Here is an 18135-nt window from a genome sequence, read left to right as displayed (position 1 = left end):
CGACCTAGAAACTTAATTTGCGTATGATTTTAATTTTAATCTGATATTTCATCTGCAAAGGCCGAAAGTAACTAATGAAATAGTTTTCGAACTTCCTTATAGATTCTTAAGCATTCGTTTTTCTCCCGCTTTTTAACTGCTTTTTCAAGATCTCCAACCAATTGATAAATTGGAGTTATACATAGATTTCCGGCGGTCCCTTTTTCCTTATGAGCAAAAATCTCTAATTTATCCAGTTCTTCATTGGCAAGATAATTTTCAGCCTCCAGCAATATCTGGGGGAGTTTTTTAGCATAATCTATAAATATTTCCTCAGCATCATTTCTTGAAATGCCGGTGCGATCAATAAATCCTTCAATATAATTTACGATAAAATTAAAGTATTTCGAACCGCCCTTACTTTTCTCTATATAGGATTCTATTATTTGAAACAAGTTATCAAAATTGATAGGCTTGCCAATATAATCATCCATACCGGCCTGAATACACTTTTCTTTATCGCCTTCCATAACATTAGCTGTCATAGCAATAATGGTAGTGTGTTTACTGCTGCCCTCCATCTCTCTTATTTTGGCTGTACACTTATACCCATCCATAACCGGCATCTGGCAATCCATAAGAACAATATCGTAGTCTTTTTTCTTAACAGCTTGATAAGCGTCCAGGCCATTTATCACGACATCACACGTAATGTCCCTCGTTTTAAGCACTGCTGTGACAATTTTACGATTTATTTCATTGTCCTCAACTAAAAGTATTTTAGGTTTCCTATGATCAAGACCTTCTTGAACAACATATTTGGTCACAATAGGTTCATTATTTTCCTCGCTTTTTAAGCCTAAAACGATAGCAATACAATTAAGCAGGTCATCTCTTTTAATGGGCTTAATAAGATATCCCGCGAAGCCTAACTGCTTTGCCTCTTTGGCACCTCCACTTTGAGCTGCCGAGGTAAGCAGTATTAATTTAATATCTGATGCAAAAGGAATGGCTTTCAGAGAAGTCGCCAGTTCAAAGCCGCTCATACCGGGCATTCGGTAGTCTATTAGCGCAATATCAATTTTATCTCTTGTACTCACTTTGGAAATAATGGTAGTGATTGCTTCGCCAGGATCTTTAGCTTCAAATACTTTGCAACCCATACCTCCTAGGTATGATATAGCAATTCTTCGATTACTGGGATTATCGTCAATGATAAGGATATTGACTCCCGCCAACTCTTTAAAGACATAGTTGTGGTCTGGAACTCTTTTCGCTATTTTGAAACGCACGTCAAATTTAAAGTTAGAACCTTCTCCAAGTATGCTTTTAAATTCAATATTCCCTCTCATCAGGGACACTAATTCCTTTGAAATTGCAAGCCCAAGGCCCGTTCCCCCATACTTTCTTGTCGTTGAGGAATCAACTTGGTTAAAAGACTGGAACAGTTTTTGAAAGTCTTCCTGACTAATTCCGATTCCAGTATCCTTAATCTCAAATTTAAGTAAAGCAATTTCATCCTCTTCCTCTATGCAATCAACTGTAACAGAAATCTCGCCTTTTTCGGTAAACTTCACAGCGTTCCCAATTAAATTATTTAAGACTTGTCTTAACCGTTGAGCATCACCAATAACCTCTTCCGGAACATTGGCATTTATCATAGAATGAAGTTCTAAATTTTTCTCAAAAGCTTTATGCACATGGAGCGATACCGCATCTTCAATAGCTGTTCTGGTCTTAAAGCAGGATTCTTCCATTGTAAGCTTACCAGCTTCAATCTTAGAAAAATCCAATATATCATTAATTACATATAATAATACCGCTGAAGCAGACTTCGCCTCACGTATATACTCTTTTTGTTCTGTAGAGGGGTTGGACATATTCAGCAACTCAAGAAAACCCATGATGCCGTTCATGGGTGTTCTAATTTCATGGGACATATTCGCAAGAAAGAGACTCTTGGAAATGTTTGCGGCCTCGGCCGCCTCTTTGGCTTTAATTAATTCCGCTTCACGTTTTTCTTTCTCTTTGTTTTGATTGGAGAGCTCATTTATTGTCATTGCCAGACGTTCTGTCATACTGTTAAATGACTCAGAAAACTCTCCCAAAAAAGCAACACGTTGAGAAAAGTCGCCCGAGGAAATTGCCTTCGTTTGCCATACTAAGTGACGCAAAGATGCTTGCCAACTCTTGATCGCACCGGGAAAGTATCCTTTTGACTTAATAGGATATGTCAGTTCTCCCTTACCAAGAGCTATAAAAACATTGCGAATCTCCAGTAAAGAGGAATATATTGCTCCAAACTCTTCGATGTTTGCAATCTCTTCCGGAGGTACTTCGGGAACTTCTTTGTCTTCAATGAGGCTCTTTAAACATTTTATAAGTAGAACAATTTCTTTCGAGTTATCCATCTAAAGTGCCACCTATACTCTATTTTATCGCCTTTGCCCTAAAGCGACACGTTCTGTCACCAGTACACCAGCAATCCACTTCCTTGACTTGGAATGGTACTCCCGAAAAGCATTCAAGCAGTGATGAAATAAAACCCTCATCGTATGTGCAAATTTCAAAATCCATTTCTGGCAAACCAGAACAATCTATGTCTTCAGAAACTGTCCAGACAAGTTCTCCATGTTCCAGATCTGTTTTTTCAACGCGCAAAATCCCTATTCCTAGTTCCAGTAAAGCCAATTGTAATTGTCGAAGGAATTCATTAAAATCTTTTGTCGGAGTAAGCACGTGATTATAGAATTCCTTACCGGCCAGTTTACCGGCTTGATAGAATACTTCATCGGTTTTTTCCGTACCTAGATATTGTTCCATAACATCTCGACAAGAAAACTGCATGAGACGATAGGCCTCGACACTTGCCGTATTGCCCAAATTAGGACGACCGTCTGCAATATCGCCAATATGATTCCACGAAAACGTGTATTTTCGGCCTTGTTCCATATATACCCCTCCTTTCGTTCTTACATACGAAACGGTACAGCGAACCACCCCTGGCCAATTCGTTAAAGAGGTTTCACTCCCAGTTTGTATCCCACCCCATGGATCGTTTTAATATAATATTGATTAGAAACATCGGGCTCAATCTTTTCTCGAAGACGTTTTACCAGTGAGGTTACAACTGAAGTGCTCCCGTAATAGTCTACATCCCATATTTGATCAAGAAGCTGTTCTCTTGTGAAGACCTGTTCCGGGCGGTTAGCCAGAAGCCAGAGCAGAGCATATTCTTTGGGGGTTAGATCAACAACCTTCCCTTTAACCTCGGTAATTCTGCTGGTATTATTAATTGTCATGCCAGGAAGCTCAACAATATTCCGTTCGTTTTCCGGCTTACTGTGTTCTTTAGCTCTGCGCAATACTGCTTTAATGCGTAACACAAGTTCTGTGCTATCAAACGGCTTTGTTATGTAGTCATCACAGCCCAAGATTAGTCCTGAAATCTTATCCTCATTATTTTCCCTTGCAGTTAAAATGATGATGGGCAGATTACTTTCTTTCCGTATGTTGCGACATACTTCAAAACCATCCATCCCAGGCATCATTATATCAAGCAATAGTAGATCCGGCTTAGAAATACGGCACTCAGTGATTACCTCAGTACCTCTTTCAACGACTTTTACATCAAAACCCTCTCTAGTCAGCAATATACTTAGGAATTTTCTGATACTATCATCATCTTCCGCGACTACTATTGTTTCGATGATCAACAACCTCCTTTTCCCTGGATACCGAAAACTGCAGTAAAATAAAACTTACTCCCAATCCCCTCCGTACTTTCGACATATAGTTTACCCTTCATTAATTCAACGAGTTTTTGGGAAATTGCCAGCCCTGCGCCTTCAGATTCCAACCTATTGATACTTCCATCCTGACCGAAACTCTCTAACAGTCGGACAAGCTTTTCCTCAGGTACCCCTGTACCAGTATCTGTCACAATGAATTTTAATTGCATACTAATTTCATCTTGATCTTCAATATCAACTTGTATGGTTACTTCACCGTTGTCAGTGAAGTTGATACTATTATCAATTAAGTTCGAAAGTACCTGTTTTAGTCTGGTTGCATCGCCAATAAGCTTTTTCGGAATACTTTTATCCAAACTATTAAGCCTTAGATGAATATTCTTTTGTTTTGCCGCAATCGTAACTATATCAATCACTTCATTAATTGTTTCACGAATAGCAAATGGAACTTGCTCTAGATTAGCTTTGCCCGCTAGGATTTTCGAATAATCCAGAATATCATTTAACACTTTCAAGAGTGATTTTGTTGATGACTTGATGACTGTTAAATAATCCAACTGTTCTTCTGTTAGCTCCGTCATAAGTGTTAAATCTGTCATTCCAATGATTCTAGTCATATATGTCCGAATTTCATGGCTCTTATAATCTATAAGATGGCTTTTTAACTTATGGCTGCTTATATCTTCTTCCATTGCTAAATAGCTCCTTAGCTTTTATTTGATGATTATTACATTAGCCAGATGTAACATACAAAGGAATTCGATTATCTTAGCGCATAAATTGACTTCGTGAAAATATTGTTGAGTGAGCATATACATGAGTTTAAAGATGATAATTTATTATTCTACATTTTAACCGCTGTTTCCTCCTATGATATCTACAGAAAAACCCATAGAAGGTCAGACCGTCCAAAAGACAGTCTGACCTTCTATGGGTATCCCCCATCACCAATTCCATATATCTTATTTTGAATTAAACTTATCACAACGCCATTACATATACCCTTTAAGAACTTAATAACTCTCCATCGTCTGTATCAGGGTAATTTTCAATATTTTCTTCGAAAAGATTAAGAACATCCTGCCAATTAATGAAATTCCACCATGCTTCGATCCAACTTGCTCTCTTGTCTTGATAATTGAGATCATTTACGGGATTCCAAGCATCAAAGATTAAAAGTGGAATAACTCCCCACTGGGTAAGATCCTGATTTTTCTCTGCTTGGATAATTTCCAATTCTTTAAAACATGGACTCCAAACTAATAATGTCCAGCTAAATTCCTCAACTGATGCAGAAGTATCCATAAACTTCTTTTTAAAATTATCAAAAGAGCCAAAATCATTAGTAATTTGCTCAGCTAATATTCCCTGTACCGGCCCATTGCCGCCAGGACATAAATTCTGCAAAATAATGTTGTTTAACTTGGATTTTCTGCTATGTAAACCTTGGCAAGGTTTTATATTGATCTTGTTGTAATAGTATTCTGATAAGTTATAAGGATATAGCCATTCTGGTAATCGACTTGTCATTTTGATCTCCTCCTAGTTATTTGTAAATCTTTAACCAAATGTCTTCCTTAGATAGAATGTTAACTGAAAAGAATGCCATTATTATGACATTTTTCTTCTATTTGAGTGATTTCATAATGTTAATATTTTCATCTAAACATCAAAGACAACAACTAAAGGAGTTTTACAGTCCCTCTGCATTAAAATGATATGCAGACTTCGTTCGTCTTTTAGTAAATGATAAAGAAAACTTAGCTGGCGCTTAGCCTCCGGCGAAGCGCCAGCTAAGTTGCACTTATGCCAGAAGAAAGTATACAACCAAAGGTTATACTTTCCGATAGTATAACAAAAAAAATGCCATGATTATGACATTTTTCTCAAATAGAGTCATTACGCCCTGCCCCTCATGGGTTTTCTTTGAATCATAATGTACTACAGTTCATCAATGATTTTGAACATTTCTTCAAAGTCAATGGGTTTGCTGATATAATCATCCATGCCCGCTTCAAGACATTTTTCTTTGTCACCCATCATAGCATTTGCCGTCATAGCAATAATTTTTGTATGCTTGCTGCCTTCGGCTTCTCTGATCTTCTTTGTGGCTTCATACCCATCCATAACAGGCATTTGACAATCCATAAACACTAGATCGTAATCTTTTTTTAGCATGACTTCATAGGCTTCTTGTCCATCCATGGCAACATCACAGGTCATGCCGCGAGATTTAAGTGTTGCTAAAACGACTTTACGATTCACTTCGTTGTCTTCAACAAGTAATAGTTTGGGTTTGAGTACACTTTGATTTTCATTGTGAGTATATTTTGTAACTATTTCCCGGCTATTCTCTGGATCTCGTTCCAAACCTAATACGATTGACATACAATTAAGTAACTCATCTCTTCTAACCGGTTTCGTAAGATACCCTGAAAAACCTAGTTCTCTCGCCCTACCAGCATCCCCCATTTGGGCAGAAGAGGTTAATAATATTAATCTTAAATCCTTTGTAGCGGGAATCATGTTTAAAGCTGTGGCCAAATCAAAACCATTTATACCGGGCATATGATAATCTACCAGAACAAGCTGTATCTTGTTGTTTTCTGAATAAGCATTGTTTAGGATAGTAGATAGTGCTTTATCACTAGATTTGGCTTCCATAACTTTGCACCCTGCATCCTCAAGATAGGATCTAACTATTCTGCGATTGTTATCATTATCGTCCACAATAAAAACATTGACGTTATTTAAGCTGACATACTTGTCGCAAACAGCTTTCTTATTAAGAATTTTAAATTTTGCCGTAAAGTAAAATGTAGAGCCCTGGCCCGGCACACTATCCACACCGATGGTTCCCTTCATGATCGTTACTAGTTCTTTAGTTATTGCAAGGCCCAGTCCTGTTCCTCCATACTTCCTCGTTGTTGATGCATCAGCTTGGTCGAAAGGCCGGAAAATCCTTTTGGTATCCTCTTTAGGGATTCCAATCCCAGTATCTCTAACCTCAAATCTAATGGTTGCAAAACCATTTTTTTCTTCAACTGTTTCAACGACAATCGATACTTCCCCATTTTCAGTAAACTTCAAAGCATTAGAGATAAGATTGCTTAATATTTGCTTAAGTCTTGAAGGATCGCCGCTCACTTCATCCGGTACGTTTGCTTTTATTTGGGTATACAGTTCAAGATGTTTTTCATAAGCAGTTGGTACAAACAATGACATTGCATCCTCTATAGTAGTTCTGAGATTAAAGTTCAAGTTTTCCAACGTGAGTTTTCCAGACTCTATTTTGGATAAATCCAAAATATCATTAATAAGGTGCAGCAATGTTTCGGAAGAGGATTTTACCTCACGAATATATTCCCGTTGCACCTGTGACAGCTGGGAATGATTTAATAATTCCAGAAACCCAAAAATACCGTTCATCGGTGTTCTGATTTCATGGCTCATATTGGCAAGGAATTGACTTTTGGCCTGGTTTGCTGCTTCGGCAGCTCTTTTCGACGCTTGTAATTCTAAGGCTGTTCTTTGATGGTCTGAAATTTCCTCCTCAAGAGTTGCATTGGTTTCTTCTAATTCGGCATTCATTTCTTCTAATTCAGCATTCATTTCTTCCAATTCATAGTTCATTCGCTTTATTGCTTCGTCTGCTTTCTTCTTTTCCGAAATATCATTACTTATAAGAAGATAACCAATGGGATTCCCTGCAGCGTCATCTCGGCGTGTGACAACAACACTTGCAATAAAACGCGAGTTATCTTTCCGAACGCGCTGAAACTCACCTTCGGCAATACCCTGCTCATAAGCCAACTTCAACATCTTAGCCACCTCACCCGATTGGAGGTCTTCGGGTGTATGTAGGATGCTTGAGTCCTGGCCGATAATCTCGTCCGCTCTATAGCCGTAATTTCGCACCGCTCCCTCGTTCCAGGAGAGTATCCGGCCATTTAAATCTTTACCGATGATAGAATACCTCGTTGAACTTTCTAAAATATTATTAAGGTATATCTTCGTCTCCAAAAGTTCATGCAAGGTTTCTTGTAATTCTGATGTTGTTTCTCGATGCTCATGAATTTCTTCTTCCAGAGAAGCATTTGTCTCTTCCAGAAGCATGTTTGTTTCTAATAGCTGTTTATTCAGCTTTTTAATGTCATCCTCGGCATGCTTTTGATGAGTGATATCACGCGCTGTTACTACTGAACCAATGATGACACCATTCTCATCTCTTATAGGACCAAAGCTATAGCTGCCGATCCAAGTCTCCCCGGTATCTTTCCTCCGCAGTGTATATTCAGCATTGCTGATTGATTCACCCCTCAATGCTCTCGATACAGCCCACCCCTCTAAAGGCGCTAGCTTGCCGTCTGCCGTAAAAACATCAAGTATATCCGGGTATTCGCTCAGAGTCTTCAAGCATTCATCTTTGTCCCTAAACTTATGGAAGGTCGCGAAGGCATCATTGAAATTGATGAAATTACCCTCTGCATTAGATATGAAGACGGCATCGGTCATGCTTGCAAGAGCTGATTCCAGTTTTGCTTGGCTTTCCCGCTCCTGTTTAACTTTTTCGGTAATATCTCTAATGCAAAGAATAGCTTCTTTAACCAAACCATCATTTCCTATAATAGGGCTTCCATTGATGCTCGTATAAATCTTTTTGTCAGGCCGGACAATTGTTAAGATATAATTATCAAAACTACCTTTATTGATTATCCTAAAAGCCGGCAAATCAGTCTTTGGGATCTCTTCACCATCAATACCATAATAGTACTTGTTATTTTTTAAGGAATCCCCGGCATTTAATTTTGATTCGGGACAATAAAAAAAATCTTTCGCAGACTGGTTCAAGAAGGATATTTTTAATTCATTATCAACAATTTCCAGACCATCAGACATACTTTTAATAATTGCTTCTAACCGTTCTTTTTGCTGTTGTTTTTCTGCCTCACTTTTCCTAAGCGCTTCTTCGGCTTTTTTATGTTCAATAATATCAGTTCCCAGAACGGTAATTCCTTCCACCGAAGGAAATGCAGCCATTCTATAATGGGCTTCAGAATAAATACCGCTCACTTCGAAGCGTGTTATCGCCCTTGTGCTCATTGCTGCCCGAAAGTTCTTTTCAAATAGTGTTCCCTTATATTTCGGTAAAACATCCCAAATATTATTCCCGATTATATCTTTAGATTCCTTACCGATTCTAGAGGTAAATTGTTGGTTGGCAAAAACGAAATTCCAATTATAGTCAAGAACATAAACATCATCTCGTATACTGCTCAAAACCTCATTAATCCTCTTATTTTGAAATTCATTAATTTCAATCTGCTCTTCAATTAGAGTCTTTTTTAGTACTCTTTCTGTTACTTCCGTGCATGTTTGAAAGATATATTTGAGCTTTTTGCCTTGAAATATTGGAACTACCGAACCATCCCAATAGGTAATTCCTCTTTCATAGTGGTCATATTTAAATTCGTTATAATATCTAGGCATACCGGTTTTCAGGATAGATAAAAATAACTCTTCAGAATTACTGCCTTCAAATCCGGGTATACTTTCCCACAACGATAAACCTATGCATTTTTCCATTGTACTGTAGGATTGATCCATGAAATCAAGATATTTGTGATTTGCTTTTAACAAAATTAAATCCGGTGCACTGTAAATAGAACAACCTACAATATTATCTTTAAATAATTGCTCTTCAAAAATAAGTTTATCGTCTAGCCTGGAATTTTGCTTTTCGACAACAGTATAAATGAGACTTTTCGAATCTTGATCCTGAACAGATATTATGACTTCTCTTACTTCTAAAGACTTTGTGAATATGTAACACTCCAAATCATTCTTCGAGTCAATTTGTTCAAACTTCTTTTGTGATAATCTTAAGAGTTTGGTGAACACTTCAGAAATATCTTTATTTTCAAGTTCATTTTTTAAATATCCCGTTAACTCAAGAAAACCATTACCTATGTAAGTCACCTTGGAGTCCGAGGATATTATGTTCGAATTATATTTAGAATCAAGGTTATTTGCTTCCGTTAACAATTATAATTCCCCTCTCTCCAAAACGATTAAATTAATTTATTAGATAAAGATATTTATAATTACCAGATCTTTGTAATTCTGTAACCCTCTTTATAAATTCCGGATGGTCATACGATAAGATTTTTAATCTATAACGGATTATTTTATTTAATATTAATATTGAATTATTATAACATTATTTACTCAACTTTAGCATCCCGGTGGGTCGAATAAATCTTTGATATACGTAGGCAATTTCATAGATCCGGTTGTGTAACTGACTAAGCAATTTCCGATTCTTCGAATTGTTCAATGTTCAATAGTTCAGCACGGTGCTTTTACAAGTGAATAAATTTAAAATAGAACAAAAATGTCATATTAAAGGCATTTTCTTTTATTATCATTTTTATTGGGTAAGTTTTTATTATTAAATAGAGAACTAAAATGAAGGAAGGAGACTAAAACATGCCAGACTTTGGAAACCCTTTTTCAGGATTAGCAAACAATCACAAGTTAACCGATGAGGAACTTATAAGAGCAATCCGGTTCATGGTTTCGGCTGAATATGAAGCCATTCAGCTCTACATGCAGCTTGCAGAATCAACTGACAACAAGCTAGCGATTGAAGTTCTGAAAGATATTGCCGATGAAGAACGTGTACATGCAGGAGAGTTTTTAAGGTTACTAATGGCACTCGCACCTGATGAAGAAAATTTCTATGCGAAAGGCGCAGAGGAAGTCGAAGAAGAAATTGAGAAATTGACAAATTAAGTGATCATCATAAAGATTTAAAATGGAGGTGTCGCAAAACTACTTTTCTAAAGTAGCAAGCGATGCTCCCTTTTTCTTTTTCCCTTGAAAGATATTTATTGGTTTGATTGAAATGCTTAATCTCTACTTTCTTCTTAAATTTGAGTATAACAAAATAAGCCTTCAGGATTAGGCCGTTTTTCTCTCCTTTTTATGCGGTTTTTAGTGGATGAAGGGGTTTCCCAATTCGTTCATTTTGTATTTTAGAGTGAAGTTTATTCACGTTATACCCAAAACACAGCAGCATAAATTCAGTTTTCACACTGTTTTTGCCTCGTGTTAGAAAGCGGTTGAAGTTATAGTCATTTTTGAGGACCCCAAAGGCTCCTTCAACCTGTATGGACCGATTTACTCTTAGCAGTATTCCTTCTTTGGTTGTGATGTTTCTATACGAGATCTGGCGTTTGGCCACAAACGTTTTGGATACTTGCATTCGTCGATTGCCTTTAGCTTTTGTACAGCGACTTTTACACGGACAGTCACTGCAGTCTTCACATTCATAGACTGTTATTTCGGACTGGTAACCGGTTGCTGATGTTCGATGAGTGATTCCAACGGGTTTGAGTTGTTTTCCATTATGACACGTGTATTCATCGATTTCCGCATTGTAAGCCATGTTTTCTCGCTTACTAATATCTTTTTTGAAGCTCTTCTTTTTCCATTGTTCATAGGTCTGTGGCTTTATGTAGCAGGTCTGATGTTTTCCTTCGAGATAAAGATAGTTCTCTTCGCTCTCATAACCAGAGTCTGCGGTAACATTCTCATAATGCGCCTGTAGTTTTGATTCAAGCATTTTAAAAAAGGAATTAATGTGGCTATGTCGTTACGATCCTGGAAGATCCCAACCCCTGTTACATATTCGCTTTCCACGCCAATCTGGACATTGTAAGCCGGCTTTAACTGAGCATTGCGCATATGATCATCTTTCATATGCATGAACGTTGCATCAGGATCGGTCTTAGAGTAGCTATTTCTTCCTTCGAAGAATTGGTGATGTGCATTGTACTTTTCTTGCCGGGTATAGAATTCCTTCAGGCTTTCTATAAATTTCTGCAGCTTTGATTTCCGTTTTCCAATACCGTGAACAAATTCAATCTGCTCTTGCTGACATTTTTCTTCTAGGTAAGAGATAGCAGTCTTAAGATCCTTAAGTAACGTCTCTTTGGTTACGTTGAAGTCCTTTAAATAGGTCAAATTGATCTCCTCAAGACAAGACTGAATTTTCAAGAACATCTTTGCCTCATTTTTGTTAACGACTTTTTTCCAGACAAAGGTATAACGGTTAGCACTGGCTTCAATTTTTGTTCCATCGACAAAGAGGTTCTTAAACTCTACTTCACCAAGCTCATGTAAATGCTTTACCATTTGGAAAAAGAGGTCTTCTATGGCTTCCTTCAGATAGTCTTTTCGGAATCGAGCAATGGTGCTGTGGTCAGGTGCTTTGCATCCTGCCAATAACCACATGAAGTTAATGTCTCTTTTACAGGCGACTTCAATTTTTCGGCTGGAGTAAATGTTATTCATATAGGCATAGGTCAATACTTTAAACAGGATTTTGGGTTCGACTACCGGTTTTCTTCCAGTGGAAGAGTAGGCCTTATACAACGCTTCGTAATTTAATCCCTCCAAAATGTGGCTTAGTAGTCGAACGGAGTCATCCTCTGGTATTAACACGTTAAAATTAAATGGCAAAGCTAATTGATAGTGTCCACCTAATTCGTTATAATTCTTAGTGTGTAATTTGGTTTTTAGCATAACTTAAATTATACGCTAACTGCGAGTTCTTTGGGACCCGCAGTTTTCTATTTTTAGTAAGAAAAAGGGCCGTTGCTTGCGAACTATTTTAGTTCGTTTTGCAACGGCCCCATTTCTTTAGAGATATGCAATTTTTATTCTCTGTTTTGACGTGAAGATATGATTTCATTTACACTGTCTGACAATTCTTCAGTGCAAGGTAGGTTTATTTTAATTGCTGAATAACCTCCTCAACATCTGGGATCTCAGGAATATCGTAAATTTTAACCCAACTGATTTTACCGTTTTCATCAACAATCACATTGGCCCTTTCAGAAAACCCTTCCAGTTCACGAAACAAGCCGTAGGCTTTGGCAACGGCTCCATGAGGCCAAAAATCCGAGGGCAATTTGAGATTGGCAATTTTAAGTTCCTTGGCCCAGGCATTTTTAGAAGGAACCGGATCAACACTTAACCCCAAGGGAATCGTACCGAGTTCTGCAAATCGCGCATAATTCGTTTCTAATGATTTCATCTGTTCGGCACATACACGAGTCCAGGCTAAAGGATGCCAGGAAAGCAATACCTTTTTGCCGGTATAATCACTTAAGCTAAGCATATTACCACGATTATCCTGCAACTTAAAATCCGGAGCAGTTGCTCCAATCATTATTGGATTTTCCATGATTCGTACCTCCTATTTATATTCTACTTACCTTCTGTTGTTCAGTAATAATAGTTTCATACATCGGAACGAGATATCTCTTGAATTTACAGATATTCGTTCTACTCATTTGGATATTAACAAATAAAAATGCCATTATAATGGTATTTTTATTACATTGCGAAGCTATATTATTTTTCAGTGCTTTGCCTGAAAAATAAACACCCCTCTACCCTTAAGTCACTTTCAATCACCTATTTGTTTTCTCGGTTTGGGTTCGCAGCCAAGTTTTTATTTCATCCGTAACTAAATTTTTATCCATCTTCCACTGCCAATTCCCATAAATAGTCCCAGGTACATTCATTCTTGCTTCCTCGCCTAAACCTAAAATATCTTGCATCGGTAGGATTACCCACGCCGCTTGACTGGAATACACTTCTTCCATCAATTTACGGCATGATTGTTTATTCGATGTTTTTTGGTCAACACCACTGCTGAGCTGATTTTCCTCTTCCACCAAATTATTTAATTCATACCAACCTAATAAAGTGTTGTTATCATGGGTTCCTGTATAATAGACAAAATTGGTCTCAGAATTCCCTAATATCTCTTGTAGTGAAGTAAATTGCAGGACCTTTATACCCGGAAAACCGAAAATTTGTTTTAAGATGTTAACTTCCGGAGTTAAAACCCCCAAGTCCTCAACAATAAAAGGGCATCGTCCAAACTCTTCTAACATACTTTCTAAGAACCTTTTCCCAGGTCCTTTAATCCAGCGACCCGTTTCAGCCGTCTTTTCTCCAGCATCAACTTCCCAGTAGGCTTCAAAACCCCGGAAATGGTCAAATCGCAGGTAATCAAACATTTCCAAGCCGAGCTGAATCCGTCTTTTCCACCAACCATAGCGAGTAACAGCATGAACGTCCCAAGCATAAACAGGGTTTCCCCATAACTGACCTGTCTTGCTGAAATAATCAGGGGGTACCCCTGCAGTTTTAAGAGGTCGGCCATGCTCATCCAGAACAAACAAACCGCGATTTACCCAGACGTCACAGCTGTCGGCGGCAACAAAATGGGGTAAATCCCCAATGATTCGAACTCCTTTTTCCTTGGAATAGGCCTTGAGTTTACCCCATTCGTAGGAAAAAGTATATTGTAAGAACTTTATATAATTAATATCATCTTGCAAAAGCCGAGCATAATCGGCTAACTTACTTGGATCACGCCAAGCAATTTCGGATTCCCAATCATACCAGGGAACATCCCTAAAATATGCCTTTAAGGCCTTGAAGAGTGAATAATCTTCCAGCCAATCTTTGTTTCTGGTTTGAAATTCCAAAAAGCTTTCCTGTGATAGATACGATGATTTTACAGCATCAACAAGATTCATAAATTGCCGGTAGGCTTCACGAAGCAATTCCTGTTTTAATTCTTTAAAAGCAAGAGATAAGAAGCTGTCTCTCGGGTCAAGGCTCCGAATCTTATCGTATTTTTCTTTAGTTTCCTCAAAATTTAATAATCCTTCCCTGATTAAATGATCAATACTGATAAATAGCGGATTTCCGGCAAGCGCTGAATCACTTTGATAAGGGCAATCCCCTTCTCCGGCAGGATTCAAGGGTAAGACCTGCCACAAAGATTGACCGCAGTCAGCCAAGAAATCTATAAATTCATAAGCCTCTTCCCCTAAATCTCCCAGTCCCCAAACGGAAGGCAATGAACTGATATGCAATAATACACCGCATGAACGGTCAAGCTGCAAATTACGAGGCCGGCTTTTCTTTCTCAACAAACACCTTCCGCTCAAAGCATTTATGGGCAAGGCACTTAGCGCTTCCACCGCCAGTGTTTCCCCATTTATAAGATCAATTATAAATGGGCTAGGCTCTAGCTTTGTATAGAGATTTACGATTTTAGACTCCAAAGCATGACGATTGATAAGGATGATGATTTCTTCTTCATCCACGGAACGTGTAAAACCAAAAATATCCGGAGCGAAATAGAACGATCGGAAATCACCCATCATCAGCGTCTCGTATTCTTGACGCCAGCGCAGGATGCGTCGATACCACTCCATGATCCGGTAGTCTTCCTGGCCCCACGGATATGTCCCCCGGTTATAAGGGTCGGCATACCCCTCCATACCTGCTTCATCTCCATAGTAAATACAAGGAACTCCCGGAAAGGTCATTTGCACTAAACTTAATAATTTTAGTCTTTGTACAGCTAATTGCTTGGCAAGAGGAGAAAGCCGAAAGGTCCTCTGTTCGGTATCCGTTAAACTCTGTTGCGGGGGAGCATCTCCCAAAAGGGTCAAAACTCGAATAGTATCATGACTCCCGATCAGGTTCATAGCAGCATAAAAATTTTCTCGAGGATAATTTTCATATAAACTCATAACTTCTTGATCAAGGGAATCCGAATCACCTGTTCCGAGAATAAAACGGAGAAAACTAGCCCGAAAAGGATAGTTCATCGTCGCATCCAGTTCATTTCCCAAGAAATATTTGCGTTGTTGACTATAGCTTACTTTATTGGAAGCGTCTTCCCACACTTCGCCGATCAGAACAGCGTGGGGGCTAACAGTCTTCACCGCCTGGCGGAGCTCCTGAATGAACTCATCAGGTAGTTCATCGGCAACATCCAACCGCCATCCGGCAACCCCTAAAGTTAACCACTTCTTAATGACACTATCTTCCGAACCATAGATAAACCTTCTGTAGGTATGGTCCATTTCGTTGACTTCAGGCAGGGAATCAACGCCCCACCAGGCTTTATAATCATGGTTGTCTTTATTAAATTTATACCAGTTGTAATAAGGTGAGTCAGAGGATTGGTAGGCACCCACCCCCGGGTAATTGCCATATTTGTTAAAATAGATACTATCACTTCCTGTATGACTGAAGACGCCATCCAGGATTATAGAGATTCCTAATTGCCGGGCAGTCTCAATTAAGGCTTGAAATACCGCCTCATCTCCATACATTGGATCAATCCGATGATAGTTCGCCGTATCATATTTATGATTACTTGGAGCGTCAAAAATAGGGTTAAAATAAAGAATGCTTACTCCCAATTCTTTAAAGTAGGGTAATTTTTCGATGACCCCTTGCAATGTTCCGCCAAAAAAGTCCCAGTCTGTAACTTTACCGAGCTGGTCTTTAATATAAACCGGCTGATCAGACCATCGGGCATGCAGCAAAGCATTTTTGCGCGGATATCTAACGAACATGTTAGGGTCATTGTTAAAAAAACGATCGACAAAAACTTGATACATAATCCCTCGTTTATACCAGTCAGGTACTGTCATCTGCTTATAAACAGTGATTTGATAGGACTTGGGCTCTCGCTCCCAGAGTGCTCCCTCTCCCCCAAGACCTTTTTGATTATTACCATAGTAATGAACTTGGGTTCCAACCTGAATCACAAAATAGTACCAGACAAGCCCAGGATCATCGGGCACTTCGTATTCCACCTCAAAGATACCGGTATCTGCAACTTCCTCATTCGCAGAAGCTGTCCCGCAATCCGCTGATTGACATTGGCGGCCCTTGGTATTTGGGGACATATCAATAGTTCTTTCTCTATCCATTTCCCAAAGACGAAGAACGCAATGGTCAACAGAAACATCTGAAAACGTTCTCAAACGGAATGTTATCCTTTGACCGCATACCACCGCTCCAAAAGGTTCCCGATAAAGCAAATCATGTGAATCATGAAACGCGTTAAACATTATCATAATAATGACTCATAGATCTGCATGTAGGCATTTGCAGATCTCTCCCAGCTGAAATCACTTCTCATAGCGTTCTGACATAAGTTGTCCCAGACAGCCTTATCCTCTTGGTACAATTTTACCGCCCGCTGCACTGCGAACAATAATTCATGGGCATTATAATTGGTGAAGCTAAACCCATTACCCTCACCGGTAAATTTATTGTAGGGTATGATCGTATCCTTTAATCCTCCCGTTTCCCGCACAATGGGAATTGTCCCATAGCGCATAGCAATCATCTGGGAAATACCACATGGCTCATAACGAGAGGGCATTAAAACCATATCCGCTCCTCCGTAAATTTCATGAGCATGTCTATCAGAGTATTCTAGTTTTATGGCTGCCTTTTCGGGATAGTTTGAGGCGAAATATCTAAGCATTTCTTCATATTTCTTTTCACCTGAGCCGAGGATAACTATTTGAATATCCAGCTCAAGTATTTCTTTGAGGACGTGGGCCAATAGATCCACACCCTTTTGGTCTGCTAGCCTGCCGATCATCCCCAAGACTGCAACATCTCCCCGAACCGGGAGTCCAAAATCTGCTTGCAAATTCTTCTTATTTTCTTCCTTAGCGAGACGAAAATTGTTATACGGCCTGACGAGATAGGGGTCAGTCAGCGGATTATAAACCGCATAATCAATACCATTCAGGATTCCGGTTAGAGATTGACTTCTTTTCCTCAAAAGTCCATCAAGTTTTTCTCCGAAGTAGGGATTTTGAATTTCCTGAGCGTAGGTTGGACTGACCGTTGTTAGCCAATCTGCATAAAGTAAGGCGGCCTTCATAAAATTGACTCCGCCATGAAATTCCAAGCTGTTTTCCGTAAAATACTCCATGCCCAGCCCCAAAATATCGCCAAGGACTTCCTTAGCAAATATCCCCTGATATTTAAGGTTATGGATGGTAAAAATAGTTTTTATCGGAAAATAAAGGGGCTCCTGGCCGTAAAACACCTTAAGCATGAGCGGAATTAAAGCCGTATGCCAATCCTGACAATGGAGAATATCCGGTTTAAACCCCGGTATATGGATTAAGCTTTCCAGAGCTGCCCGGCAAAAAAATACAAATCGTTCCGCATCATCATATTCCCCATAAATACTTGGCCGGGAGGAAAAATAATACTCATTGTCAAGGAAATAATAATGAACCCCTTCATAGACAATCTCATCTAAACCGCAATACTGTTTACGCCAAGCGACTGGGACATCGAAATGAGCGAGATGCTCAAACTCTCTTTGGAAACTTTCCGGAATGGCATTGTACTTCGGCATAATAACACGAACGTCTACACCTTTTTTATGCAAGAAGGCCGGTAAGGAGCCCATCACTTCTCCCAAACCACCGGTTTTAATAAAAGGATCAGCTTCCGCAGTTACAAAAACAATTTTCATACT

At 38.9% G+C, this 18135-nt stretch carries 10 protein-coding genes and 1 pseudogene; 1 reads left to right on the top strand and 10 read right to left on the bottom strand.

All coding sequences use genetic code 11. From position 1 onward, the window contains the following. Positions 1-71: 71 nt before the first annotated feature. The 6 genes from DESACI_RS03215 to DESACI_RS22950 all read right to left on the bottom strand — a co-directional run bounded on the left by DESACI_RS03215 (position 72) and on the right by DESACI_RS22950 (position 9776). A complete protein-coding gene (locus DESACI_RS03215) occupies positions 72-2390 on the bottom strand; it encodes a response regulator (protein WP_014825732.1) in 2319 nt (772 codons plus the stop codon). A gap of 19 nt (positions 2391-2409) precedes the next feature. Continuing rightward, positions 2410-2931, bottom strand: a complete 522-nt coding sequence (locus tag DESACI_RS03210) for a V4R domain-containing protein (RefSeq protein WP_014825731.1) — start codon at positions 2929-2931, stop codon at positions 2410-2412. A 62-nt stretch (positions 2932-2993) separates the two neighbouring features. Next, a complete protein-coding gene (locus tag DESACI_RS03205) occupies positions 2994-3698 on the bottom strand; it encodes a response regulator transcription factor (protein WP_242833117.1) in 705 nt (234 codons plus the stop codon). Then, positions 3692-4423, bottom strand: a complete 732-nt coding sequence (locus DESACI_RS03200) for an ATP-binding protein (protein ID WP_014825729.1) — start codon at positions 4421-4423, stop codon at positions 3692-3694. Before DESACI_RS03200 ends, DESACI_RS03205 begins: the two co-directional genes overlap by 7 nt. A 313-nt stretch (positions 4424-4736) precedes the next feature. Beyond that, positions 4737-5261: a Fe-Mn family superoxide dismutase gene (locus tag DESACI_RS03195; RefSeq protein ID WP_014825728.1), complete on the bottom strand. Its 525-nt coding sequence runs from the start codon at positions 5259-5261 to the stop codon at positions 4737-4739. Between the two features lie 411 nt (positions 5262-5672). Beyond that, complete coding sequence (locus DESACI_RS22950) at positions 5673-9776, bottom strand: response regulator (protein WP_014825727.1); 4104 nt, start codon at positions 9774-9776, stop codon at positions 5673-5675. Between the two features lie 444 nt (positions 9777-10220). Here DESACI_RS22950 and DESACI_RS03185 point away from each other — a divergent pair, with 444 nt between their 5' ends. Beyond that, on the top strand, positions 10221-10526 hold the full coding sequence (locus DESACI_RS03185; protein WP_014825726.1) for a ferritin family protein: 306 nt from the start codon (positions 10221-10223) through the stop codon (positions 10524-10526). A 190-nt stretch (positions 10527-10716) separates the two neighbouring features. On the opposite strand, the pseudogene DESACI_RS23400 reads toward DESACI_RS03185, so the two are convergent. The 4 genes and pseudogenes from DESACI_RS23400 to glgA form a co-directional block, all read right to left on the bottom strand. After that, positions 10717-12320, bottom strand: a pseudogene (locus tag DESACI_RS23400) (IS1182 family transposase). 205 nt (positions 12321-12525) lie between these two features. Beyond that, complete coding sequence (locus DESACI_RS03170) at positions 12526-12984, bottom strand: redoxin domain-containing protein (protein ID WP_014825725.1); 459 nt, start codon at positions 12982-12984, stop codon at positions 12526-12528. Positions 12985-13213: 229 nt separating this feature from the next. Further along, positions 13214-16702: a bifunctional glycogen debranching protein GlgX/4-alpha-glucanotransferase gene (locus DESACI_RS03165; protein ID WP_014825724.1), complete on the bottom strand. Its 3489-nt coding sequence runs from the start codon at positions 16700-16702 to the stop codon at positions 13214-13216. Continuing rightward, a complete protein-coding gene (glgA, locus tag DESACI_RS03160) occupies positions 16699-18132 on the bottom strand; it encodes a glycogen synthase GlgA (protein ID WP_014825723.1) in 1434 nt (477 codons plus the stop codon). The genes DESACI_RS03165 and glgA overlap by 4 nt, the downstream gene beginning before the upstream one ends. Between the last annotated feature and the right edge of the window lie 3 nt (positions 18133-18135).

Origin of the sequence: Desulfosporosinus acidiphilus SJ4 (assembly GCF_000255115.2) — a bacterium.
Lineage (GTDB): Bacteria > Bacillota > Desulfitobacteriia > Desulfitobacteriales > Desulfitobacteriaceae > Desulfosporosinus > Desulfosporosinus acidiphilus.
Note: the sequence above shows the minus strand (reverse complement) of the source record. Positions and strands in the feature narration are given on the sequence as shown.